General features: G+C 36.2%; 22 protein-coding genes. 7 read left to right on the forward strand and 15 right to left on the reverse strand.

Annotation, left to right across the window (positions count from 1 at the left end):
* Nucleotides 1-23: 23 nt before the first annotated feature.
* The 3 genes from NCE97_RS05585 to NCE97_RS05595 are packed head-to-tail and all read right to left on the reverse strand — an operon-like array spanning nt 24 to nt 2823.
* Nucleotides 24-1640, reverse strand: a complete 1617-nt coding sequence (locus NCE97_RS05585; protein ID WP_353777956.1) for a hypothetical protein — start codon at nt 1638-1640, stop codon at nt 24-26.
* A gap of 42 nt (nt 1641-1682) precedes the next feature.
* Nucleotides 1683-2288, reverse strand: a complete 606-nt coding sequence (locus tag NCE97_RS05590) for a hypothetical protein (RefSeq protein WP_353777957.1) — start codon at nt 2286-2288, stop codon at nt 1683-1685.
* A complete protein-coding gene (locus NCE97_RS05595; protein WP_353777958.1) occupies nt 2272-2823 on the reverse strand; it encodes an RNA polymerase sigma factor in 552 nt (183 codons plus the stop codon). Before NCE97_RS05595 ends, NCE97_RS05590 begins: the two co-directional genes overlap by 17 nt.
* Before the next feature lie 178 nt (nt 2824-3001).
* Between NCE97_RS05595 and NCE97_RS05600 the strand changes: the two genes are divergently transcribed.
* On the forward strand, nt 3002-3577 hold the full coding sequence (locus NCE97_RS05600; protein ID WP_353777959.1) for a DUF2911 domain-containing protein: 576 nt from the start codon (nt 3002-3004) through the stop codon (nt 3575-3577).
* Between the two features lie 3 nt (nt 3578-3580).
* Nucleotides 3581-4660: a methylmalonyl Co-A mutase-associated GTPase MeaB gene (gene meaB, locus NCE97_RS05605; RefSeq protein WP_353777960.1), complete on the forward strand. Its 1080-nt coding sequence runs from the start codon at nt 3581-3583 to the stop codon at nt 4658-4660.
* 306 nt (nt 4661-4966) lie between these two features.
* On the opposite strand, the gene NCE97_RS05610 is transcribed toward meaB, so the two are convergent.
* The gene (locus tag NCE97_RS05610) at nt 4967-5908 is read right to left on the reverse strand and encodes an NAD-dependent epimerase/dehydratase family protein (RefSeq protein ID WP_353777961.1); all 942 of its coding nucleotides are present in this window, start codon (nt 5906-5908) and stop codon (nt 4967-4969) included.
* 114 nt (nt 5909-6022) lie between these two features.
* Between NCE97_RS05610 and NCE97_RS05615 the strand changes: the two genes are divergently transcribed.
* The 3 genes from NCE97_RS05615 to NCE97_RS05625 are packed head-to-tail and all read left to right on the forward strand — an operon-like array spanning nt 6023 to nt 8989.
* Entirely contained in the window at nt 6023-6736 is a 714-nt protein-coding gene (locus NCE97_RS05615) for a glycosyltransferase family 2 protein (RefSeq protein ID WP_353777962.1), read from the forward strand.
* Complete coding sequence (locus tag NCE97_RS05620; protein WP_353777963.1) at nt 6736-7362, forward strand: lipid-A-disaccharide synthase N-terminal domain-containing protein; 627 nt, start codon at nt 6736-6738, stop codon at nt 7360-7362. Before NCE97_RS05615 ends, NCE97_RS05620 begins: the two co-directional genes overlap by 1 nt.
* On the forward strand, nt 7355-8989 hold the full coding sequence (locus NCE97_RS05625; RefSeq protein WP_353777964.1) for an ArnT family glycosyltransferase: 1635 nt from the start codon (nt 7355-7357) through the stop codon (nt 8987-8989). Before NCE97_RS05620 ends, NCE97_RS05625 begins: the two co-directional genes overlap by 8 nt.
* Here NCE97_RS05625 and NCE97_RS05630 read toward each other — a convergent pair.
* From NCE97_RS05630 to NCE97_RS05645, 4 genes are read right to left on the reverse strand one after another with little or no spacing between them, the layout of a single operon-like run.
* Entirely contained in the window at nt 8976-9548 is a 573-nt protein-coding gene (locus tag NCE97_RS05630) for a phosphatase PAP2 family protein (protein WP_353777965.1), read from the reverse strand. The genes NCE97_RS05625 and NCE97_RS05630 overlap by 14 nt on opposite strands.
* Entirely contained in the window at nt 9548-9775 is a 228-nt protein-coding gene (locus NCE97_RS05635; RefSeq protein WP_353777966.1) for a DUF8828 family protein, read from the reverse strand. The genes NCE97_RS05630 and NCE97_RS05635 overlap by 1 nt, the downstream gene beginning before the upstream one ends.
* Before the next feature lie 35 nt (nt 9776-9810).
* On the reverse strand, nt 9811-10161 hold the full coding sequence (locus NCE97_RS05640) for a four helix bundle protein (RefSeq protein WP_353777968.1): 351 nt from the start codon (nt 10159-10161) through the stop codon (nt 9811-9813).
* A 42-nt stretch (nt 10162-10203) separates the two neighbouring features.
* Complete coding sequence (locus NCE97_RS05645) at nt 10204-11580, reverse strand: MATE family efflux transporter (protein WP_353777969.1); 1377 nt, start codon at nt 11578-11580, stop codon at nt 10204-10206.
* A gap of 335 nt (nt 11581-11915) precedes the next feature.
* On the opposite strand from NCE97_RS05645, the gene NCE97_RS05650 reads away from it, so the two are divergent.
* Nucleotides 11916-12842, forward strand: coding sequence for a TolB family protein (locus tag NCE97_RS05650; RefSeq protein WP_353777971.1), 927 nt, complete (start codon nt 11916-11918; stop codon nt 12840-12842).
* Nucleotides 12843-12890: 48 nt separating this feature from the next.
* Here NCE97_RS05650 and NCE97_RS05655 read toward each other — a convergent pair whose 3' ends face one another.
* Nucleotides 12891-14642, reverse strand: a complete 1752-nt coding sequence (locus tag NCE97_RS05655; RefSeq protein WP_353777972.1) for a DUF262 domain-containing protein — start codon at nt 14640-14642, stop codon at nt 12891-12893.
* Between the two features lie 254 nt (nt 14643-14896).
* On the opposite strand from NCE97_RS05655, the gene NCE97_RS05660 reads away from it, so the two are divergent.
* A complete protein-coding gene (locus tag NCE97_RS05660; RefSeq protein WP_353777973.1) occupies nt 14897-15943 on the forward strand; it encodes a GMP reductase in 1047 nt (348 codons plus the stop codon).
* Here NCE97_RS05660 and NCE97_RS05665 read toward each other — a convergent pair.
* From NCE97_RS05665 to NCE97_RS05690, 6 genes are all read right to left on the reverse strand, one after another.
* A complete protein-coding gene (locus NCE97_RS05665) occupies nt 15940-16719 on the reverse strand; it encodes a hypothetical protein (RefSeq protein ID WP_353777974.1) in 780 nt (259 codons plus the stop codon). The genes NCE97_RS05660 and NCE97_RS05665 overlap by 4 nt on opposite strands.
* A gap of 40 nt (nt 16720-16759) precedes the next feature.
* Nucleotides 16760-17518 carry a class I SAM-dependent methyltransferase gene (locus NCE97_RS05670; protein ID WP_353777975.1) on the reverse strand — a complete coding sequence of 253 codons (759 nt, stop codon included), beginning with the start codon at nt 17516-17518 and terminating at the stop codon, nt 16760-16762.
* 1 nt (nt 17519) lies between these two features.
* Nucleotides 17520-18383: an N-acetylglucosamine kinase gene (locus NCE97_RS05675; RefSeq protein ID WP_353777976.1), complete on the reverse strand. Its 864-nt coding sequence runs from the start codon at nt 18381-18383 to the stop codon at nt 17520-17522.
* A 74-nt stretch (nt 18384-18457) separates the two neighbouring features.
* A complete protein-coding gene (gene gap / locus NCE97_RS05680; RefSeq protein WP_353777977.1) occupies nt 18458-19462 on the reverse strand; it encodes a type I glyceraldehyde-3-phosphate dehydrogenase in 1005 nt (334 codons plus the stop codon).
* A gap of 32 nt (nt 19463-19494) precedes the next feature.
* The gene (gene pfkA, locus NCE97_RS05685; RefSeq protein ID WP_353777978.1) at nt 19495-20481 is read right to left on the reverse strand and encodes a 6-phosphofructokinase; all 987 of its coding nucleotides are present in this window, start codon (nt 20479-20481) and stop codon (nt 19495-19497) included.
* Nucleotides 20482-20617: 136 nt separating this feature from the next.
* Nucleotides 20618-25084 carry a translocation/assembly module TamB domain-containing protein gene (locus NCE97_RS05690; protein WP_353777979.1) on the reverse strand — a complete coding sequence of 1489 codons (4467 nt, stop codon included), beginning with the start codon at nt 25082-25084 and terminating at the stop codon, nt 20618-20620.
* Between the last annotated feature and the right edge of the window lie 54 nt (nt 25085-25138).

A 25138-nucleotide genomic window follows, 5' to 3' on the forward strand; every position in this document is an offset into this window, starting at 1 on the left:
TAGTTAGCTTCAAAAATAAGAAACTATCGCATTATAACATTACTGAACTTTGCATTAACCATAATAGTTTTATTAGCATTTGAACTACTATTAATGGTTTTGGTATTGGTGTATTCATTATTAAACTTAGAGCGATTCCCTTTAAAGATAAGCTGATAATCTGCATTAGGTAACTTTACAAAGGCTTCGCTATTCTCCAATATCAAATTCAAGTTATTGAAGTTATTAGACAATTCTTTCACGGTTAGTTCACCAAAGCTACCATCAATAATGGCATTCCCAGATAATTTGTCTATGTCTATATCTGAAGAGTTAGAATTCAACATTAACCCTACTACATTCTTCAATAAAGCATCATCAACATAGCTAAGGCTAAGTGTACCTCCATTCCAGTTATCTACTAAGATAGAGGAATAAGATGCATCGATGGAAGTTCCGCTTCCATCGATGCTATTTGCTAGTAAGGTTGAATGTGATAAGTTGGCTTTTAGATCGAATACCGAACTAAATTTTAACTCACCATGTCTTACATTGAGATTCAACTTTGCCCCTTTTGGCATCTTAATCTTAATGGTCTTTTTAACGTTTTTCTCGCCACCATCTTTCAATCGTCTCTCAATAGCTGCACGTCTCTGCTGTAATCGTTGCTCACGTTCTGCTAATCGTGCTTCTAATTCTTGCTGACGCTCTTCTCTACGCTCTTCAATGCGTTGCCTTTGCTCTTCGCGTCTTTCTTCCATCTGCTCAAAGCGTTCTTGTAGGCGCTCTTCTTGTTCGGCATAACGTTGTTCTAAGATTCTTGCACGTTCCTCCATCTTCTTTTCAAAGTCCTTGCCGTAGTGCTTTTCGAACTCTTTGCCCCATTTCTCCATCTTCTTGCTAAAATCTTTCCCAAATTCTTCTCCAAACTTCTTGCCCCATTCTTCCATTTCTATGGCCCACTTGCCTTCAAAGCTTTTTCCATATTCTTCACCCCATTTTTCCATCTTCTCTTGAAAACCTGATTCGGCAAATTTTCTTGCCCAATTTTTCATAGCTTCCTTGTACTCTTTACCATACTTCTCCTCATACTCTTTGCTCCATTTTTCTAAGTAAGGTTCGCCTTGTTTCTTGTATTTATCGTAATCAAAGTGAATTGAGTTTACGCCTTCTGGCAATTCAGGAAGCTCAGGCATTTCTGGCATCTCTGGTAGTTCTGGCATTTCAGGGAACTCAGCAAATTCTATTTTTAAATTCTCTAATTCTGGTAACTCAGGCATATCTGCCAATTGAATCTCAAGATCTTTCAAAATATCGCCATAATCAGAATCAATAATCATAAAGTTTCCGTCCCAAGAATTTCTAGATCCTTTTGATTTTATTGTTACAAAATCTCCTGAACCTTCAACTTCCAAATCCCAACGCTCTAAGGCTTCTTGAAGTTCTTCTTTTGAAAGCTTATCGCTTTCGATATAAGCTTCAACTTCAATTACGTTTTTGTTCCAAGTGTCTACTTCAATCTGAACATAACTCGTATTCAAATCGATAGTAACATCTTTATCTACATTAATGGATTTAGAAATCTTGCTCAGTTGTTTTTGTGCGCTAACCGAAAATACGGTTACCATGCATAGTGCCAACATAAGTCTTATCGTTTTCATGTGTTTACTTTTAAGTATGTTTTATTTGTCGTTTTTTGATTGTTAGCTTGATACTGGATTCATTTCAGAATCATTCAAGCTTTTTAATTGTTCTTTTAGACGATACAATAGATTAAGACGAAGCTTAAGGTTATTGATCAAGGCATCTACAGTACGCTCGTTTGGACCGTCTTCTGTCAATTCCTTTGATAATAATTGGTACTCTTCGTTCAACTCATCCAGACGCTCCACATAGCTATCAAACAACTCCTTGTTTTCTGGTGTTAGCTTGATTTTGGACAATTCAAAATTGATGTTTGCCAAATAATAGTCCTCAATCTTCTTGAGGTCTGGCGATACATCTCTAAGTGATTTCATCTCAGGCTCTTCTTTTTCACTTGGTTTAGTCACAATACCATCTGGATTTGTGCCTTTAACTGGTGGCTTTTCATCACCAAAGAAAGTAACAGCTCCATAAGCCAATCCTAAGAAAATAACCATACTTGCAGCAATTTTCATGAAATTGAAGCGGAATCCACTCGTATTATCCTCAGCTTCTGGAAGGGCTTCATCTAGCCTTTTCAGAAAGCGTGCCTCATGTCCTTGCGGCATGCGCTCTTTGGATAATTTTTGATCGTCTTCAAACAATTTTCTAATGTCTTGTGCCATTGTGTTGTGGTGTTAAGAGTTCCTTCAATTTTACTTTACCTCTAGACAGTTGAGTGCGCGATGCTACTTCAGAAATATCTAATATTTGTGAGATTTCCTGGTGATCGTACCCTTCAATCAAATACAACATAAGTACATACTTATATTTATCTGAGAGTTGAGCAATTGCAGCTTTCACCTCCTCTACTGTTATTGTATCTTCTACTAACCAGTCGTTTTCATAATCGGTATCCACTACTTTAAGATGTACATCTTCCAAATCTTGCATATGCTGCTTTTTAGATTTCAGTAAGTCAATACTTTTATTAATTACGATACGTTTTAACCAAGCTCCAAAAGTGACTTCTCCTTTGTACTGATCCAATTTTGTAAAGGCTCTTATAAAAGCTTCCTGAACAATGTCCTCTGCTTCCATAGTATCATTTACAAATCGTCTGGCTACAATGTACATGCCATCGCAATACTGGTTGTACAATTGCAATTGCGCTTGCCGATCATTTTGTTTGCATTTTTCAACAATCTCTACTTGAAACATGCTCGATTAGTTATCTTTTGGTTATTGGTTGAGTTCGTAATAAGGACGAGGCAAAAATCTTAGTGTTGCAAAAATTAGACATTTTTTTTTCTAAATACCAAAATTGCGTTAATCATCGTTAAGAAATAAGCAGTTGTTCTAAATTAAATTATCTTTACGACCTCAATATATATCATACATGAACACGTTTTTGAAGCGCATCCTTATTTTACTTTCTTTAATAGCCATTGGGCTGTTTTTATATTCTTATTTTGTTGAAAATATCTTTAGCAAACCCCTTAGCCCAAAGGATTCTGTAGAAATTAAAGTCAATGACTTAAGTCTTGAAGTGACTTACAATAGACCTTCTAAACGTGGTCGTGAAATTTTTGGTGGGCTTGTTCCTTATGATAAGATTTGGAGAACTGGCGCTAATGAAGCCACAACATTTTCTACCAATAAGAATTTAATGATCGAAGGCATCTACCTTCCAAAAGGCGATTATACGCTTTGGACCAAACCACAAGATACAGCATGGCAGGTCTTCTTTAATTCTAAACAATATCCTTGGGGAGTTAATGAGCAGATGGAACCTATGCGCGAGCCACAATACGATATTGTAGATATTACTGTACCTACGGAAGAATTGAATACAACTGTAGAGCAATTTACCATAGCTTTCGATAATACTACAGGTGAACTGAAACTTACAATGGCTTGGGATACTACAAAAATCGCTGTACCTTTAGTGGAACTCAATGACGAAAACAACTAGCGTTTGTCTAAAAAATCATCACATAAGCCTTCTGCATTATCAGAACAAGATGGTGTGTCTCAACCTGAGATCATTAGCACTAATTCTGCGGCTTCCATAAAACAAAAGCGTTCCAAACAGCCTAGTGCGAAGGACCTTATTGAACAGATTATTGATGGTGATGTTACTGCACTTAGTAGAGCTATAACTCTTGTTGAAAGCACCAATCCAAAACACACAGAAAAGGCTAATACCATTATAAAAGGCTGCTTACCGTATGCTAACAAATCTGTGAGAATTGGAATCACTGGTGTTCCAGGTGTTGGAAAAAGCACCTTTATTGAAGCCTTTGGAATGTATCTAACCGATCAACAAAAGAAGGTAGCTGTCTTAGCTGTTGACCCAAGTAGCACATTGAGCAAGGGTAGTATTCTTGGTGATAAAACACGTATGGAGGATTTGGTAAAGAATCCTAATGCTTTTATTCGCCCTTCTGCTTCTGGTGAATCGCTTGGTGGTGTTGCCAGAAAAACTAGGGAAACTATTATCCTATGTGAAGCAGCTGGTTACGATACTATTGTTATTGAAACTGTTGGCGTTGGACAAAGTGAAACTGCAGTACATAGTATGGTAGATTTCTTTTTACTACTGAAACTTGCTGGTGCTGGCGATGAGCTACAAGGTATAAAACGTGGCATTATAGAAATGGCTGATGCTATTGTGATTAATAAAGCAGATGGCGATAATATGGCTCGTGCCAGAGATGCTAAGGTTGAATTCAATAGAGCATTACATCTTTATCCTGAAAAAGCTTCAGGTTGGAAACCTAAAGTAAAACTGTGTAGTGCGCTAAAACAAGATGGTATTGATGCGGTTTGGAATATGATTGAAGACTATTTAGAGTTGGTAAAAAACAACGATTATTTTGAAAGTCATCGTTTAGAGCAGCAAAAATTCTGGTTGTTGCAAACTATTGAAGATCGCCTCAAATCTAATTTCTATAATCGAAAAGACATTAAATCTGCGTTAACGAAACAAATTACGTTATTAGAATCTGGTGAAACGACACCTTTTGCTGCGGCGGAATTTTTATTGAGCCTCTAGTGAACAGAAAAACTATTCTAAATATAATCATTGTTGTCAGTAGTACATGTCTTCTATTATCAGTTTACATCAATTATGATTTGTACAATCTTTATCAAAATGCTAGTAGGAAAACTCAGGCTCTGTTTGGTATAACTGAACTTACGAAGTATGGCTACAGGCTCGGTTTTGGTTTTTTACCATTAATCGGTTTTTTCGTTTCTCTATACTTTTTGAAAAAGAGAGAATATATAAAATGGTCTATTACAGCTGTTCTTATTTCGGCTTTAGCTGTTATTACATCCTTTTTTAGCGTATGGCGACTTTTTATTTAAAATTCGCTTTATACCACTCAACCTGAGAGCGGACACTTTCCAATAAAGTTGTTTGTGGATTATAATTGAGAAGTTTGCGGGCTTTATCAATATTGGCTTTGGTACGTAATTGGTCTCCAGCACGCTTAGGTACAACATTCATTTCAATAGACTTACCCAACACTTCTTCAACAGCTTCTATACCTTCTTGGGTAGTATGTTCGGCTTCTGTACCAAGATTGAAGATTTCACCATCAACAATGGTTTCATTACCAATAACACTAACAATACCATCAACAATATCACCAACATAAGTAAAGCTTCGTAAGTGTGTCTGACTACCTTCATATAGTGGAAACGGCTTATCGTTCAAGCCATTTGCGATAAGCTTAGTGTACATCTTTTCTGGACGCTCTCTTGGACCGATTACTGAATATAATCTTAGAGAACATGCTTTCATATGCCCTTCTCTACTCTTTTGCATCACCAACTGCTCGGCTGCCAATTTGGTAACACCATAATGCGATGCTGGCTTTGGTGCCTTATCTTCTGGATAAGTGGCTTCTAAGCCATAAATGGAAGACGTACCTATGTTTATAAAGAGCTTCAAATTTGGGCATTGCAAAGCGTAATCTATCAGGTTTTTGGTGCCAATGATATTATTACTGAAATAATCTTCAAATGTAGAGGTTACAGATATTCCTGGTTGCGCCGCGAAATGAAAAATATAATCCACATCATGAGGTAAAACGCCACTCAAATCGTCTTCTCTGAGATCATGCTCCAATATCGTTACACCTTGTTCAAGCATAGCTTTACAATTCAAACGCTTTAGCTCAACATCATAATAAGGTGAAAAATTATCAACGCCAATAACATCGTGACCTAAACTTAATAAACGCTCTGCCGTATGCGAACCAATGAATCCAGCTATACCTGTAACTAATATTTTCAAAATGGGGTTATAGTATTTGTTGGTGATGCAAGTTAATATCTTTTTCATTACCTAAATACAAAAGCGAGTTCTAAATGAATAAAAAGAATATTTTTGCAGTATTAAATCAACCTTATGGCTTATCAATTCACCATTGTTGTTCCTGTCTATAACGAAGAAGATAATTTGGAGCGTGTAGAACAAGAGCTTTCAAAATACCTCAGTATTGCCAGTGTACCAACGTCTGTATTATTTGTAAATGATGGCTCTAAGGATAATAGCCAAGCACTTATTGAAGGGATTTGCGAACGAAATGAAGCTTTCAATTACATTCTTTTCAAAGAAAATAGAGGCTTGAGCGCAGCAATAAAAGCTGGCTTTGATGAAGTACAAGCACCTTTGGTTGGTTATATAGATTCCGATCTTCAAACTGCTCCTGAAGATTTTAATTTGTTATTAGAGCATATTGATAATCACGAATTAGTGACTGGTGTTAGAGCCAATCGCAAGGATTCGTTTGTAAAAAATATGTCTTCAAAAATCGCAAATGGCATTCGACGTGCGTTTACTAAAGATGGTATGGATGATACTGGTTGTCCGCTAAAAGTCATTAAAACCGATTATGCAAAACGAATTCCTATGTTCAAAGGATTACATCGTTTCTTACCAGCAATGATTATGTTGCAAAATGGTCGCGTTACCCAAATCCCAGTACAGCATTTCCCAAGAATTGCAGGGCAAGCTAAGTTTGGACTTTGGAACCGTTTGCTTGGACCACTTAGTGATTGTTTCGCCTACTTATGGATGAAGAAAAAGTATATCAACTACGAAGTCTCTAAGCGTAGCTAATGAGCAATTGGTTAATTTATAGTATCGGGTTTTTGGCGCAAATTTTATTTTCGTCACGACTCGTTATTCAATGGATTACCTCGGAAAGACAGCGAAAGGTTATCACGCCAACGCTGTTTTGGACATTGAGCTTAATCGCTTCTTTCCTACTCTTTGTTTACGGTTATTTACGAGACGACTTTGCCATCATGCTTGGACAGAGTTTAACGTACTTCATATATATCCGAAACCTGCAGCTACAAGGTGAATGGCAGAAGTTTCCTAAGCTGTTACAAATCTTACTCTTTGTAATCCCTGTAGGGATTGTAGTCTACTATTACAACAATAATGTTATTGATCGTGATGTACTCTTCAGAAATGAAGCGATACCAGAATGGTTGTTATGGCTAGGTATTATTTCACAAGTAATTTTCACACTTCGATTTGTGTATCAATGGTTATATTCTGAACACAAAAAAGAATCGTCGTTACCTCTTGGTTTCTGGTTATTGAGCGTTACAGGAGCATTGCTGATTTTAACGTATGCGATTTTCAGAAAAGACCCTGTATTATTTATTGGTCATGGTTTTGGAACCATTATTTATATTAGAAACTTAATCTTATTGCACAGACAAGGCGATGCTTAAGATCATAGAACATTATCCGAGAACTGTTATTATTTGCATTGTGCTGTTAATGCTTGGTGTGAGTTTTCAGTTTCTGGAAGTGACCATTATGGAAGCACGTAACTTTATTACTGCTCGCGAGATGATTTCTGATGGCAATTGGGTTATGACAACCATGAATGGTGGACCACGCTATCAAAAACCCCCTTTACCGACATGGTTTACAGCAATGTTCGGAATGCTGTTCGGCATCAAAAATGTATTTGCTCTCAGAATTCCTGGAATCTTAATGCTAATAGCAATTGGAATAACAGCAAGGCGTTTCAGTTTATTAATTCTGAAAAACGAACTGCATGCTTTTATTAATGCGTTAATCACGATTACTACATTTTATCTTATCGCTATTATTATTGAAGGCCCTTGGGACATTTTTGCGCATGGATTTATGTATTTAGCCATATACCATCTGTTCAATTTGTTTCAAAAACAATCTAAGTATTGGAATCATGTTTTGATGGCAGGCATATTTATAGGTTTTTCTATTCTTTGCAAAGGCCCTGTGTCACTCTATGCATTATTCCTTCCTTTCTTAATTGCTTATGGCGTCGTGTATAAATACAAAGGATTTAAGACTAAATGGTTTACAGCGATTGCAGTACTCTTCCTAGCCTTATGGGTTGGCGCCTCTTGGTATACTTATGTTCGTGTAGCAGATCCTGAAACCTTTTTAAAAATCGCATCTAAAGAAACTGGCAATTGGTCTAGCTATAATGTACGACCTTTCTATTACTATTGGAGTTTCTTTACTCAGACTGGCCTATGGACAATTCCTGCGTTTATTAGTTTGTTATATCCATATTTAAAGACCAGAGTTAGTAATCTAAAGGCTTATAAATTTACTTTACTATGGACTTTGCTAGCTGTGTTTTTACTATCTGTTATTCCTGAAAAGAAATCCAGATATCTAGTTCCCGTATTAATTCCATTAGCCTTAAATACAGGGTTTTACATAGAATATTTAATTAGACAGTTTAAACCCATAAAAGACTGGCGTGAGACCTATCCTGTCTATTTCAATTTTGGATTAATTGGGTTGGTATGTATCGCTTTTCCTTTTATTGGTTTTTTCCTTGGGCCTTTTCTAACTGGTTGGCCATTAATTCAATTTATAATAGCATCTATCGTTCTTTTAGGAATTGGGATAAGTATATTTTTAAGCTTGAAACGAAAACAATTCAGATTAACGTTCTACTTCTATATTGCATTTATGGTCGCTGTTTTTGTGTTTGTTTCGCCTATTGCAAAATTGCAGGGACAACCTGGATATAATCCTGTAAGCAACTTGAAAGCTGAAACTGAATCACAAGGCTTGAAGGTGTATACCTTAGGAGGCGTCTCGCCTGAAATTATTTGGCAGTTTGGTGATAAACTAAAATCTATAAAAACTTCTGAAAATGGACTTCAATTTCCAGATGAAGATACTTTTGGGTTACTTGTTCAATCACTTAGCGACAAGGATAAAGCTTTATTGTCTGAACAATACACCATGACACTAAAAGAGCATTTCGATTTGAATACAGCTTCAAAAGATTCGAGAAATTATAGAGATCGCCTTACCAACGATTATTATATTCTTACGAAGAAATAAATCGTTTCTCCAAGTATTTAAATAGCTTAAAAAAGATAAAGCCAGAAAGGGCACCGAAAATCATTCCACATAAAATATCTAGCGGAAAGTGTACACCAACATAAATACGGCTGTAAGCCACTAAAAACGCCCAAAACAGCAATAGGAAAATAGCGTTTTTGTAGACTGGTCGGAATAGCAATCCTCCCAACACAGCTGCAGCCATAGAGTTAGCTGCATGCCCTGAGAAGAAACTGCGGTTCGTGCTACAACGCTCAGCGATATAACGAATACTATCCATTATTTCTTCACAAGCGCAAGGTCTAAAACGTTTAAATCCACGCTTAAAAATATTGGTTGTCTGATCTGTAAAAGTGATCATCAATGCCACTACAATAACTAAAATGAGTAAAGCCTTCAAACCAAATTTTCTATAGAATAGAAATAGAATGAGTGCATACAATGGCACAAAGGTCAGCTTGTTTGTGATCAGCAACCACATGCCATCCCAGGTTTCAGAACCCAAACTATTGAGATATACAAAAAGCTCTGTATCGTATTGTAAAAGTTGATCTAGCATTAGTCGTCGTAGCGTTGTACTTCTCTGTCGTAAAAATCAGTAGCTTGTTGCACTAGATTTTCCATTTCACTTTCAATCTCTTTCTGGTCGTGTTCATCGAACTCTTCAAACCACTCTACCTCATCATCTTCAAGATTGATAATAAATCTCGGGAATTCAGTATGAATTATAAAAATGGCGTTAGGATAATCTGTGTTATCGCCTAAGATGAACTTCGGTAGTTTCATAAATAAAAGTTATAAGTTTCAAGTGTCTTAAATATTTAAAGTTTACTTGAAATTGAGGTAAAAATAGCCAAAAGTTCTTTTGCTTCTCCTCTTATTTCTTTAATATTTGAGTTAGTTATATTAAGCGTTTCTATAATCTCTAACCAATAATCCGTTTCGCAGGCTTCAGATAAACTTATCTTAATCTTATTTTGAAAGTCTTTTTTACTTCTAGAACGATTAGCCTCTCTATAATTTGCTCCAATGCTTGTACCAGATTTCGAAAGCTGGTTTCTCAAAACTAATGCCTCAGGCGTTTTAGGAAGAGAAGATGAAAGTTTTAAAATTGAAATTGCGAATTTGAGAGTACGTTGTTCAAGCTGTTTTGCAAATTCCTTATTAGTCATAAATAACTTTTAAACTTTAAATACTTTACGGACTTTAAGTACTTAATTAGTTTTATTAATCAACTTATTAGTCAAATAATTGAATCGAATATACAACAAAATTGCAGCAGTGGTGAGTCCGGCTAGTAATCCAAGCCAAATTCCGAGGCTTCCATACGCATCCGCTTTCCCTAAGTAGTAACTTACCGGAAAGCCAACCATCCAATACGCAATAAACGTTATCAATGTTGGGATATATACATCTTGCAATCCTCTCAGCGCTCCAAGCATAATAACTTGTACACTATCACTCAACTGAAAAATAGCTGCAGCAATAAGCAATGTAGCTGCAGTGGTAATCACTTCTGCATTATCCAGAGCATTTACAGGATCATCTAAATCGACATACAACTTTGGCAATTCTTTATGGAATAACCAAAATACGAGTGCGAAAACAGCAGCAAACAGTAATCCCAACAGGAAGATTGATTTCGCAATTCGCCTTAAGTCTATGTAATGCTTCAATCCCTTTTGGTTCCCTACTCTAACCATCGCTGCCACACTTAGTCCCATAGCTACCATAAAGGTCATTGATGATAAATTGAGAGCTATTTGGTTTGCAGCTTGTGCATTTTTCCCTAAAAGTCCACTCAACCATATTGCAGCGGTAAAGATGCCAACTTCAAAAAACATTTGCATAGCACTTGGAAAACCGAGGTTGATTACTTTCTTTATCATGGCAGATTCGAGTACAAAAATCTTAATGTTAGTGACATAAGCTTTAGATTTTTTATGACCTATGAGCAGCCACCACAAGAAGCCTAGCATGATAAATCGTGACACTAAAGTTCCGATGGCTGCACCGACAATACCAAGTTTAGGACAACCAAATTTTCCGAAGATAAGTACGTAGTTGACCGCAACATTAACCAGATTAGCCAAGATTGTTGCGTACATTGGGTATTTGGTCATGGACAGACCATCACTAAACTGCTTGAATGCTTGAAACACAATTAATGGTACCAACGAAAAGGCTACCAAATCCAAATACGGAATCGCCAGAACCACTACCTCTTCTGGTTGTTTCATAAGATGCATTAGTGGTTTCGCCAAAAGCTCCAAGCCAAAGAGCACTAGACCTAAAACTGTACATAAAAACAAGCCATGTTTAAAAGAAGATTTGCCTTTAGCGAAATTACCTTCAGTATCAGACTCTGCAATTAGCGGTGTTATGGCTGTGGAAAACCCAATGCCAAGCGACATCGCCACAAAGATGAAACTATTTCCAAGCGATACTGCAGCAAGTTCTGCCGAACCCAATTGCCCAACCATTATGTTGTCGATAAACCCAACAAAGGTGTGCCCCAACATTCCCAGAATTACTGGAGTAGCTAGCTTTAAATTGTAATTAAATTCTTTGGTATACGCAGTTAGTTGCAACTATGTGAAATTTGAACGGCTAAAGGTAATGGACATTCTATCGAATTCCAATATATGTCTTGCATATAATTTGGGCTTTCAACAGCTAAACACATAATTGTTAATAAGTTATGCTTAAAAATAAAATATCAAATCTCATAATTATTAAATTTATACAACCTTTTTTATTAAAGCATACCAAGAAACTTTAGCTATTATTTAGAGGGATTAAAAATATTTGTTTAAGTTTCTTCATGAGGAGAGCAATTGCTCTCCTTTCTTCTTGTATAGATTAACACTTTTTTAGACCTTTTATACTGAAGCTTTTATAACTTGTCCAGAAATCAACCATCATTATGAAGCAACTCCTATTCGCATTGCTGTGCTTTGTTACACTCACACCAATACATGCTCAAGACACTCCTGAACCTTTTCTAGAGGGTATAGTCGATAAATTCCCCAACGTTAGAGATATTGCCATATCGCCAAATGGAAACGAAGTTATCTTCTCTGCTCAAAGTGTTATGGGAGATATTTCGGCTTTAGTGAGTGTCACTAAAACTAAAGCGGGTTGGTCACAACCAAAAGTGATGTCGTTTTCTGGACAGTTCTTTGATTTGGAACCCTTCTTTGCACCAGACGGATTACAACTATACTTTGTGTCTAATAGACCTTTAGACAATACCACTACAGAGATTAAGGATTTTGACATTTGGGTTGTGAATCGCAGCGCTGTAAACGATACATGGTCTGCTCCTGAAAACCTTGGTGCACCTATAAATACGAGTATGGATGAATTTTATCCAGCAATAACCAACTCTGGAAACTTGTATTTTACCTTAGATAACCCTGAGTTAAAACAGCGTGATAACATCTATGTCAGTGAATTAAAAAACGGTAAGTACACCACACCTAAAGCTTTGAGTGAAGGGATTAATACGGTGAGTTATGAGTTTAATGCCTTTGTTGCACCGGACGAATCCTATCTTATTTTTAGTGGTTATAACCGAAAGGATGGTTTGGGTAGTGGGGACATGTACATTAGTTACAACAATGACGGCGTTTGGTCTACTGCCAAAAACCTGACTACCATTAACTCCGACAAAATGGACTACTGCCCTTTTGTAGATACCAAAACCAATACCTTATACTTTACAAGCAAGCGTTTAGGAAACTACAATACGACAAACACCAAACGTTCTTTGGAAGAGTTAAAAACCATTTTTAAGCAGTTTGATAATGGTTTGAGTCGGTTGTATAGAGTGAAATTTGAGGGGAATTAATAAGATTTCACAACACTTTGGATGTGTAGCTATATATCTTTAAGTGCTTTAGATTTTTCGTTTGAAGACTTCTTGATAATATTTTATTGCTAGATTATTTGCTCTAGATTCAATACTTTCTATTTCCCAATCTTCATGATTATCTATGAATTCTTTTACCCAACTATATGATGATTTTTTATAAATTTCCTTTTTGTCAATATAACTTAAATTATCCGCAAGACCATTAAGCTTAGTCTCCAACAGAATCAAATTTCCAATATTGAAAGTAATTTCTCCTTCTGACTCAGAAACAATATGTTCTATACTTCCAACATCAGAAAAAACATCTTCTTCTTCAATCAAACAGTTTAGTTTTTGGATAGCATATTTGGTTTTAACATTACTAGGCTTTGATTTTTTAGTATATGTCAATGAGGCAAAACCGTTTGAAAATTGTTCAAAATCAGGAAATAATTTATTTAACGGCTCAATCAATAATCCATCAATCTTAGCATGGGATTCAGATTTACTTTGACATTTCCTTAGGTTAATAGCAAACTTAGCATAAATAGTTTCAAATTTGCTCGCTCTACCTGAAAGAACAGCATTATAAGCAAAATGGAAATTTTCTAAGTATTGAATTGTATCCTTAAACTTCTTTGGCGAAATGAAACCTTTTTCTTTCACTTTAAACAATGCAAGAAGAGCAATCCTAACTTGAACAATATTAAAATAATTCATAAGAACATTTAAACTTTGTACTAGCCAAAAATATTCTTTCCTGTTGTTATAATCTTCTCTTCGCGGATTTAGAATTTTTATATAATCATTAGCATTATTCTCTATCTCAGAAAGGAATTCTTTGTAACGCTTTTTTTTCTTTGGACTAACTTCTTTTAAAAAATCATCATACAATTTTGTCCCTGATGATTTCTTATAAGTTGAAATCCAGAAATGCCTATAATATGTTGCAAGTCCAACAGTTTCTCTTCTTGATATAAGAATTTTCTTTATGTCAGCCCATTTGACTTCGGCAAAGTCTGCAGATCCTCCTTCATCTACAATCTCGAAAATTTTATTTTTTATTAAATCAACATGAGATAGTTTTTTCCCTTTTGCGTTTAGGATTTCAAAAATCATATTAGCATTACCTTTGTCTGGTGTAGATATAGAAATAAATATAGAACCTAATACTTGATCTCTTATAGCCTTTAGAATATCAACATAACTTAACTGTTCAACATCATCATCCCCTAGTTTTTTCTTTAAATAGGTTCTCAACTTTTTCTCATCTAATCTGTCATATAGGTAACTGAAAGAATCTTTTATACACTCTTCTTCCTCTGTTGAAGTTTCTTGCACGTCCTTCTTTTCTCTATCTTGTATGTAAAATGAAAAATATGGGTAATGAGTTTTACTTTGTAATATTCTAACATCTTCTCCATCATCATTTTTAGTCATTATATATTTAAAAACTTGTTGGCTTAAAACTTCCTCATCAATATTTCTGAACCTATCAGAAAGGGCAGAAAAAAGTATTGTTATAGTAGTTATTCTTTGTTGTCCATCTACAACAAAAATAGACTGGTCATTATCGTTGGATTCAGAAAAATCCCCTATAAAAAGCATAGTTCCGAGAAAGTAACTTTTTGGCTCAAGTTTCCCATTCTTTATCGTTAAACAATTTAACATGTCATCTAAGAATTCCTGATAATTTTTTTTATCCCAGGAATACTCTCTTTGAAATCGTGGTATAGTAAATTGACTTCCCGAAATTAGTAGAGATTTTATACTCTTATCTTTAGGTTTGATATTCATATAGTTTTAATCTGCCATTATTTTTTTGGTCAATTCCATCTAATACATAGATAGGTAACGTTCTAATGTTGTTCAACTTTAGTTAAACGAAGTTAACTTTTAAAACCCAAGCAATCAATACGTAAACCTACGTATTTTCATGAAGCTACTTTCCTACCCAAACTTGTTAATAACCAAGCGGTTTTGTAGATAAGTTTTTGTATGACGTCCACAAGTTTCTCCTAACTTTGATTGTAACCAAATGCTACACCATCATGCGTATAGAATACGACATTAAACTTGGGTTTAAGGATGTGATGATACGTCCAAAACGTTCTACTCTAAAAAGCCGCTCACAAGTTTCCTTAGAGCGTGAGTATACCTTCTTACATAGCAAAACCAAATGGAAAGGCATCCCCATAATGGCTGCCAATATGGACACGGTTGGGACTTTTGATATGGCCAAGACTTTGGCAAATCACCAACTCTTTACAGCCATACATAAACACTATGCCATTACCGACTGGAATGTCTTCTCTTCTAATGCAGAAGAGGGTATCGAAGATTTTGTTGCAGTGAGCACAGGTACAAGTAAGCAGGATGCTGAGAAGTTGAAATCCATTATGGAGTTTAATCCGCATTTCAGGTTTATTTGTATCGATGTTGCCAATGGTTACTCGGAGCATTTTGTAGAGTTTGTTCGTAGAACCAGAGATCAATATCCGGACAAGGTCATCATTGCAGGCAATGTGGTTACTGGTGAAATGGTGGAAGAATTGTTGCTATCTGGTGCTGATATCGTTAAGGTTGGTATCGGACCTGGTTCGGTATGTACGACTCGGGTAAAAACTGGTGTTGGCTACCCACAGCTATCTGCCATCATTGAATGTGCTGATGCGGCGCATGGTCTCGGTGGACAAATCATTAGTGATGGTGGTTGTACCATTCCTGGTGATGTGGCCAAAGCCTTTGGTGCTGGTGCTGATTTTGTGATGCTTGGCGGTATGCTTGCTGGTCACGATCAAAGTGGTGGTGAGCTCATAGAACGTAATGGTGAACGCTTTAAAACCTTCTACGGCATGAGTTCTGAGACTGCAATGGACAAACATTCTGGTGGTGTCGCAGACTATAGAGCCAGTGAAGGCAAAGCTGTTGAAGTGCCTTATCGCGGTAATGTTACAGAAACACTACAAGACATACTAGGTGGCTTACGTAGCACTTGTACTTATGTTGGTGCGCAACGCCTCAAAGAACTCACCAAACGCACAACCTTTATAAGAGTTGCAGAACAAGAAAACAGGGTGTATACTAAGAAGTCTTAGTACTCGTATAGATAAGTTCTATCTAAAGTTCCGGATTGGTCAAATTCTTTTACTTCTAGTGGGTAATCGTTGTCATCGTAGGTGATTTCGAAAGACTCAGAATATAAAAACGTTCCAAAGTTGTTACTGTAGAAGTTTCTTTGTGTAATGTTATTTTCACCATGCGCTGGTTGTTCGAAGAATACTATTTTTAAGACATCTCTTCCGAAGATATTCTTTCGTACTGCATTTTTATTGTCATAATCATACATCACAGAAAACGGTTCAACACTACCTGCTCTTCTTATGAGGTTATCATTACTAAATTCTAAGACAATATCCATTTGGTACTCATCATCAATGCCCAATCCTGCATTCGTGTAATAATTTTCGAGCGTGACAATATCTCCGGTTTCATCATACGATACCTCGTATCTGTTTATTGCACCTTCGTCGACGATAAATCTAATCAGCTCGTTGTTTTCATTATACACCAACTCTCTACTTACTGCTAAGTTTCCGTTAGATGCATATAGGTCAATCGTTGTCATCAGATCATTGGTATAAGTATATTGAGCACTTAAGTTTCCGTCTCTATAAATATCGTCGTACTTATTTTGATCGCTATAATTTACAGTAGTAACTGTTGTGCTACCACCTTCTAATATTCTTGTTATTTGCTGAACCAATTGTCCTTGTGTAGGAGGGTTTTGTGTACTAGGATTGTTATCATCGGAACACGATAACATACTGATTGATAGGAATAATACCAGTGCTAGCTTAAGTAAGTGTTTCATGTGAGGCTGGGATTTACAATTAATATTTGAGGTAGCGAATTTAAGAAACTCCTTTACGACAAACAAGCACAGTTTCTTGGTTTGCAAAGCCATGAAGATTATCATCCGCTTCTTCAAAAGACAATGGGTTTACATTAAAGCCTGCAGCTTGTAATCGCTGGGATAACCCTTCAACTGAATATACACGTACGTGATCGTCTTGTCCAAAATGCTTCAATCGGTCTTCTGGACTGATAATGGAATAATCTTCATAGATATCGCCTTCTTTAAATGGCGTTTGAATTAAACATGTTCCATTTGGTTTCAGAATGCGATATAGCTCTTTCATCGCTGTAGTATCTTCAATGATATGCTCTAAAACATGATAGCACAGTATGACATCGAAGGCTTCATCTTCAACATTAATATCAGTAATATTATATTGCCTGTCAGCTAGAAAATTTCCAGATAAATCTGTTGTTATGTATTCAATCTTACGAAATCTACGGAATGCTTTGAGCTTGCGATACAATGCTCTTGAAGGTGAGAAATCTAAAATCGTAGGGTTGAAATTAGTATAATCTCTTTCTATAATTTGCCACAGCCTTCTATCTCTCGAGAGGCTTCCACAACTTGGACATATCTTGTCATAACCTCCAAAAGGAATGAATGCTTTTAGTGGTTTTTCACAAATTGTACACTTAAAGTTGTCTCCCTTGTAAGACAGCGAATAATGAATGTCTCTGAATGTTGGCTCTAACTTGAAGAACAGTTTGTTAGGTATTAACGTCCTAACTATTGTCTTTAGAGCCTTGTACATACTATGCTAGGTTATCGATATGATATTGCACCAAACCTTCAATCGGTCGTCTTTCGAAATTACCAACAGTAAATCCGAATTCTTTAGCTACTTCCTTAATTTCATCTTGAGAGAAATACGCAATAGAACCTGCGAAATGGACAGGAACAGTTTTGATTTCTTCTGCGTATTGCATGATCATATTTCTGGCAAAATCTCTGAAGCCTTTTTTGATAAGCTCAACGATATACTCGCTATCCTTGTTCAGGAACATAAACTCAGCGAAGCTCGCCAAATAGGCATTTGGGTTGGGTTGCTTGTATAAATTATATTTGATATAGTCTGCATCCATGTTGAACTTGTGACCAAATGCTACTCGTATATCTTCTGGCATGTGATTGAAATAATAGTCTTTAATCAACATCTTGCCATAATGATTACCACTCGCTTCATCCATAAGTGAATATCCAAGCGATAATACACGTTGGTGCAATTCCTTGCCATCATAATAACTACAGTTAGATCCTGTTCCCATGATACAGACTACGGCAGCTTCATCAGTTGTATTAATAGTCGCTCTTACAGCAGCCATGGTATCTTCCTGAACTTCAACCGCAGCATTTGGGAAATAGGCTTCTAAAACCCCTTTTAAGATAAGTCTTGGGTTTTCCGTACCGCAACCTGCACCATAGAAAAAGATATGAGATGCCTCTTCGCGATAGGCTTTTAATTCATCACTTTTCTTGATGATTTTTTTGAGCTTTTTTTCTGAAAGAATTGCTGGATTTAACCCTTTGGTTCTAATCTTTTCCTCTAACTGATTTCCTTGCATGTCTATGGCCATCCAATCACATTTGGTTGAACCACTGTCTACTATTAATATCATAGGCTAAAAACTAAAAATTCCGTAGTTTTTGAAGTCATAAAACTACGGAATTGTATACTATTTATTATTACGAATTATAAGTTATTGATATGTTGTGCTAATTCAACCAACTTGTTTGAATATGCAAACTCATTGTCATACCAAGCTACAAGTTTGAAGAATGTAGAATTCAATTCTATTCCTGCGCCTGCATCAAACACACAAGTTCTTACTTCTCCTACCATATCCTGAGATACTACTGGCTCGTCTGTATAACCAACAACGTTTCCTAACTCACCACCATTAGCCGCATCTTGAAATACTTTCTTTATCTCTTCGTAAGATGTTTCTTTTTGCAACTTTACAGTTAAATCTACAGCTGATACATCTGCAGTTGGTACTCTAAACGCCATCCCTGTAAGCTTTCCATTAAGCTCTGGAATCACTTTTCCAACAGCTTTTGCTGCTCCTGTTGTTGTAGGGATAATGTTGTTCAGTGCAGAACGTCCTAATCTATAGTTCTTACGCGAAGGACCATCTACTGTTAACTGAGTTGCTGTTGTAGCGTGGATTGTCGTCATTAAGGCTTCTTCGATTCCGAAGTTGTCGTGCAACAATTTAGCCATTGGTGCTAAACAGTTTGTTGTACAAGATGCGTTAGAGACAATCGTTTGATCTGCTGTTACCTCATCATGGTTTACACCCATTACATACATAGGTGCATCTTTACTTGGTGCTGAGATCACAACCTTTTTTGCACCTGCATCGATATGATATTGTGCAGTTTCTAATGTAGTGAAGATTCCTGTACAATCAGCAATAACTTCTGCACCTACTTCGTCCCATTTTAAGTTTTTTGGATCGCGTTCAGCAGTTACTCTAATGGTTTTCCCATCGACTACTAGGTTGCCATCCTTTATTTCTATTTTGCCATCGAATCTGCCGTGAACTGAATCATACTCTAAAAGGTAAGCTAAGTGCTCAACGTCTAACAAATCGTTAATTGCCACAACATCTACATCTGGACGATTTACTGTTGCTCTAAACACAATCCTACCTATTCTTCCAAATCCGTTAATTCCTAATTTTAAATTCGACATGTTTATTTCTCTTTTTTAGTTGTTTTTAATTGTTAAATGGATAGTATATCCGAAATTCTTAATAATTCTCTATTAATGTCATTATGCCCTTTGGTGATGGCATCGATATCTGTGGCTGTAATGATATTATTTTCAATACCTACCATAATATCGCGCTTTCCGTCTAGCAAAAACTCTACTGCTTTCACGCCTAAACGGCTTGCCAAAACACGATCAAAGCATGTTGGACTTCCACCTCTTTGCAAATGACCTATTACTGTTACTTTAGTCTCATATTCAGGTAAATTCTTACCAACATATTCCGCCAGTTCGAATACGTTTTTACCAGTTTTATCACCTTCAGCAACAATAACTATACTAGATGATTTTCCACTGCGCTTACTACGTTTCAACGATTCTAAAAGTGTATCTAAACCTATATTCTCTTCAGGTATTAATATCTCTTCAGCTCCTGCTCCTACACCACTATTTAGTGCAATAAAACCTGCATCTCGTCCCATAACTTCCACAAAGAATAATCTGTTATGCGAACTGGCTGTATCTCTAATCTTATCGACAGCTTCTACAACTGTATTTAAAGCAGTATCATAACCAATTGTAAATTGAGTGCCTCTAATATCATTATCGATTGTTCCTGGAACTCCAACTACTGGAATATCATATTCCTGACTGAAAATAAGACCTCCTGTAAACGTTCCATCTCCACCAATAAGGACTAAAGCATCTACTTCTGCTTCCTTAAGGTTTTCGTAAGCTTGTTGACGCCCTTCTTTGGTTCTGAAATCTTGGGAACGTGCAGACTTTAAAACCGTTCCTCCTTTATTGATAATGTTCTTTACGCTACGAGGTGACATCTCTTCGAAATCATTTTCGATGATTCCCTGATAACCTCTATAAAAGCCTAAGCATTTTAAGTCATAATATGCACAGGCTCTAACTACAGCTCTAATGGCTGCATTCATTCCTGGAGCATCTCCTCCAGAGGTCATTACACCTATTTTTTTAATGTCTCTAGACATACATTTCTTAGTTTGAAACGTAAAATTACTAAACAAAACCTACAATAATAGAGGGTTTTCGATTAATTTAACGGCTCAACTAAAACTCAAACGTTTTCGTTAATAACTATTGTGAAACTTATTGTAAAAAAGGGAATTAGTTTTCCGATTTGGACGGTTTTTTCGGCTTCATGGTGATAAAATCTGCCAAATCACTATCAGATTCTTTCTTATCTGTTTTTGCTTCTTCTTTCTGCTCTTTTTTGTTTTTTCCAGAAAATATAATCTGAATCAATTCTTTGAAATTGTCGAATTCAACATTATACGACAATCCCACACCTTGCGTGTATCCAATTTCCTCACCAAAGTTGCGAATCGTATTTTCTCGATTGAAGAATTGCGCTCTAAGTGTACCATCCTCATTGAGTAAGAAATCTATTTGAACATCACCTGCGATAACAGATTGCGTAGCATCTGCATTACCTATTGGCACACCAACTTTACCGTTAATGATAACTCTATCCGAAAGTTTGGTTTCTAGGGTTAACCCGAAACGATCATTTGTTTGATAATCTGGTCGGTTCTCTCCTATTTGATAATCGAAACCTATATTCAGTTTTCCATCCTGATCTCCCAACAGGTCATTGATGATTCCATTTAAACGTTCTGTAATCGTACCTGAAAGGTTAAGGTCACCAAGTCCTCTGGCAAAACCTCCAGTAGAAAGTAGGTATAGCGCTTGGTTGTCTCGCTCTTCCTTAGAGGATAATCGATAGTCTAACTCAGACTTAACCGTAGAACTTACGCCAGGAAAGCTAAACGTAAAATCTGGATCTGGTTGTTCTAATTCTCCTGTTAAATTGATTTCGAGATCAACATCAATGTTTCTATTGATAGGATTATCGAGCAATACAGAAGGGTTTGTTTGTGTGCTATAAACAGCTCTTAGGTTTATCTGTGCTTTGAGCGGATCCCCTTCCCAAGCAATAGTGCCACCAGGCAATACTTCAAATTCTTTCTGAACTAAAGCCCCATATCTAAAATTGTAGGTTCCTTGGAATACTGAAAAATCGCCCCACATATTGAACTTGCCATTGGTATTGATATCAAACAGTAAGTTACCTTCTCCTTTTCCCTTTATAGTACTTCCAGAATCTTTATCAATGACAATCTCTATTTCTGCATTTTGATTGACATCTAAATCGAATTTTAACTCTAAGCCTTTTACTTCGGTTTCGGTTGTTGCTATTCCGCCTTTTATTCTAGCTTCTTTTTCTTCTGGACTTAAGAAATGGATATAAGAGTTGTCTCCAAACGATTCTGAATCATTCAGTGGAATATAAAATTCTGTATCTGTTTCTGTGCTCCCTTCAAAATCCACAAGAAGCTGATCCGTTGGTCCAACAATGTCTGCCTCACCACTCACAAAGCCTTTACCATAGTACAATGCATCTTCTTTTTCTTCAGTATTCAATACTAAAAGTCTGTTAGTACTCAACTTCAAACCAAGTGTCCAATCAGAAAAGTTATTATGACTTATACTTCCATTGAGAAGCCCTCTAGAGAAGTACTCGGAATCTGTGAGCACAACATTATCAAAGATGAAGTCTTGTCGCCTTAGATTTACTTTAGAATCAAAATCGAACGCATAATCTACATTCAGGTAAGGAATGGACATACCAGCTTCATCCAAAAGTAGTTGTCCATTGATATCTGGTTTATTCAAACTACCTGAAACTTTTGCATCTCCAGATACTAGACCTCTAATATTACTAATAACGCCTTCACCCAAAGGATTCAAAGGATCTAATAGAAAATCTTCAAAAGCAACATCAACATTGATTGTTGGGTTCTTAGAATCGAAGTCTATATTGCCATCGGCATCCAATGTTTTGAGGTTATCATTTTCGAGAGAAACATCTAGTGCATAATTAGTCAATGATTGATTTCCGGATAGCTTAGCTGTGAGTGTCCCAAGGTTATATTTGTTAAGATTCAGATTATCTATAACAATGTCTGAACTTGGTTTGTAGGTTCCTTCTCTTTGCAGCAATTTAATATTTCCGTTAATGTTCCCTGCTAGCGCCAAACTATCAATTGGCGGTGTAATCTTCACCAGATCGACATCATTGAAATTAAGTTCTAAATCTTTGTGAGTATCACCTCTTATCTCACCCGAAAGTGACATGTCCTCGTTATTGTGGCTAAGTACCAAATCGTCAATAAGGAAGTCTGTAAGGTCTTTATCGAATGTGACCTTATTCAACATATTTTTTTCAGCATTAATCTGCCAATCATAACCTTTGAATTGTAAATCCGACTTTCTGAATCCCACCACAAACTTGTTGTTTTCGTTGATAGTATAAAACATGTTTAGGTCATAGGTATCTGTATTTCCTTCGCCTCCTCTAAATTCTGTTTTCACAAAAAGTGTATCTCTAACAGTCCTATTAATGAAGTTAAAGTCTGAAACATTGTAATATCTGGTACTCACAGAATCTACATGAACATAGGTATTGAATACAGGATTACTATTATCGACCTTCATAGTAATGACATTGGCGAAGTAATCATTCAGCTTTATTTGTGGTGCATCAAAATTTAGTTTGAAACGCTTCGCATCGGATTCTATTCGTCCTTTTATGGTAGTATTTTCACTAAGCTTCATGTCTTTGAAAAAGACACCAACGATTTTGTCGTATATCTTGAAATCGAAATCGAGATACTGTCCATCGTCTATAAGATGTGGACTATAATTGGTAAATATGCTTCCTACTGAATTCTCCGTGAGCTTTTGAATGTCTTCAAAATTGAATCTTCCTTTTATGGTTCCGCTAATAATGTCTGGAGAGTTAACCGTAATGATTCTATCTTCATTTACGAACTTAGATGTTGCAGTAAAATCGTCGAAGACATAATTTTGATTCTGGTTTTTGTATACAGTATTCTTTATCGTAACCGTCCCTTCTGCATCTTCAATGGATGAACCAGCCATAGACATATCTACATCGCCTCTAAAGACAGAGACACTATCACGAGTGACAAAATTCATGGCTCTTAGGTTTGCTAAACCAACTTTAGCCTTAAAATCGTAGGTTCGTACGTCTTCAGAAAAATCTACAAGCCCATTAAAATCGAGCTTTAAGTTCTTGTCGTCGGCTAACAGTTTTCCGTCAAAAATTTTATTCCCTAGCTTCCCTTCAACATTAATATTGTGATATAAATAGCCATTGTAGAACAGATTGAATACTTCACCTGTAACCTGAGTATTGAGGGTCTCTAATGTAAATCCTTTTCCATCGACATCCAGATTAAAAGATGTGTTGCCAACATCTGGGTCTTGCGCAATTGGTCCAAGATTAAAATCTGTAAATACCAGTGTTCCTTTATAGTCAGCATTATCTATATCATCAATTTTGGTCATTTCCATATCGGATTCTACCAAACCAAGTTCTGTATTGATGTTGAGTTTAGCATCAATAGTTTTTGAGGTTATATAGGAAGTCCCTTTTATTTTGAAATTACCAAGCTTGGAAAACACTGATGGAATAGATTGCCCTAAAATGTTTGGCAATAGTGCTTGTAAGTCATAATAGTTTGAAGATAAATCTGAAAAATCACCATCCATAGAGAAGTTATCATCTTCACTATTGAATAAGTTCTTAAAGGTAATATCTCCATAAATTCTAGTACGTCTGCTCGTATTAACCTTAAGGTTTTTAGCAAATAGATCATTTAAGGTTCCTGAAAGATTCACATCTAATCTCGCCTTTTGGTTTTTACCAAACTCGTTGTAGAATACATTGAGGTCATCTAGTTGAAGATTAGAGTCTTCAAAATTTGCAGTGACCTTAACCTTATCTGTAAAGTCCTGAAGATCTTCTCTCGAATAATCAAATCGAACATTGCCATGAAGGTCTGACTGTTCTGTAAGTATATTCACATTTTGAAAATTCATGTGCGACAAGGTATACTCAAAATCTGTCGACATATTCTTCAAACGCAAACCTCTATCATCCAAAAAAGACAAGGTATTGATACGCGCACTTACATCTGGGCCTCGTATCAAAAAGTTAGTGGCATTGATATTGAGTTCATCAAAAGCTAGAATCTGTTGCTGCTCTTTATTTTCATCTATAAGCCTAAATCTGCTATCGTAAATCGACACGTCACTTGAGGATAACAAAAAGCTACTCTCTCCTGTGCGCGGTTGATCGTCATCAAATTTTTCAACAAATACATCGAGGTTTGTATCCGATTCACCTTCGTAGGTTTTTATATTCAGAATTAATCCTTCAATATCAACATCACCAAAATTCAATTTACCATTATAGAGGTTCCTAAAGTTGAGAATAGACGTGTTAAGCTCAACGATACTGATAAGTGTATCTTTCTTATGGTCTTCAACAAAAATCTCCTTGAGTTCTACATCACCATTAAACTGTAAGCCAACTTTGGCAATGGTAATGTTAGTTCCAAAATCTTCATTAACCTTTTTAGTGGCATATTTTCCCAACTTGGTTTGTACGGATGGAATGGAAAGTATAAGTACCAAAATGATAAACAGCAACAGGATGATGCCGATAATCTTAGACGTTATTTTTAGTACTTTTTTAATACGCATTTAAAGGTATAGACTTTATTGGGAAAAACCTACTTTTGTATTTACGTTACAAGC

The sequence above is a fragment of the Winogradskyella sp. 3972H.M.0a.05 genome, from assembly GCF_040493455.1.
Lineage (GTDB): Bacteria > Bacteroidota > Bacteroidia > Flavobacteriales > Flavobacteriaceae > Microcosmobacter.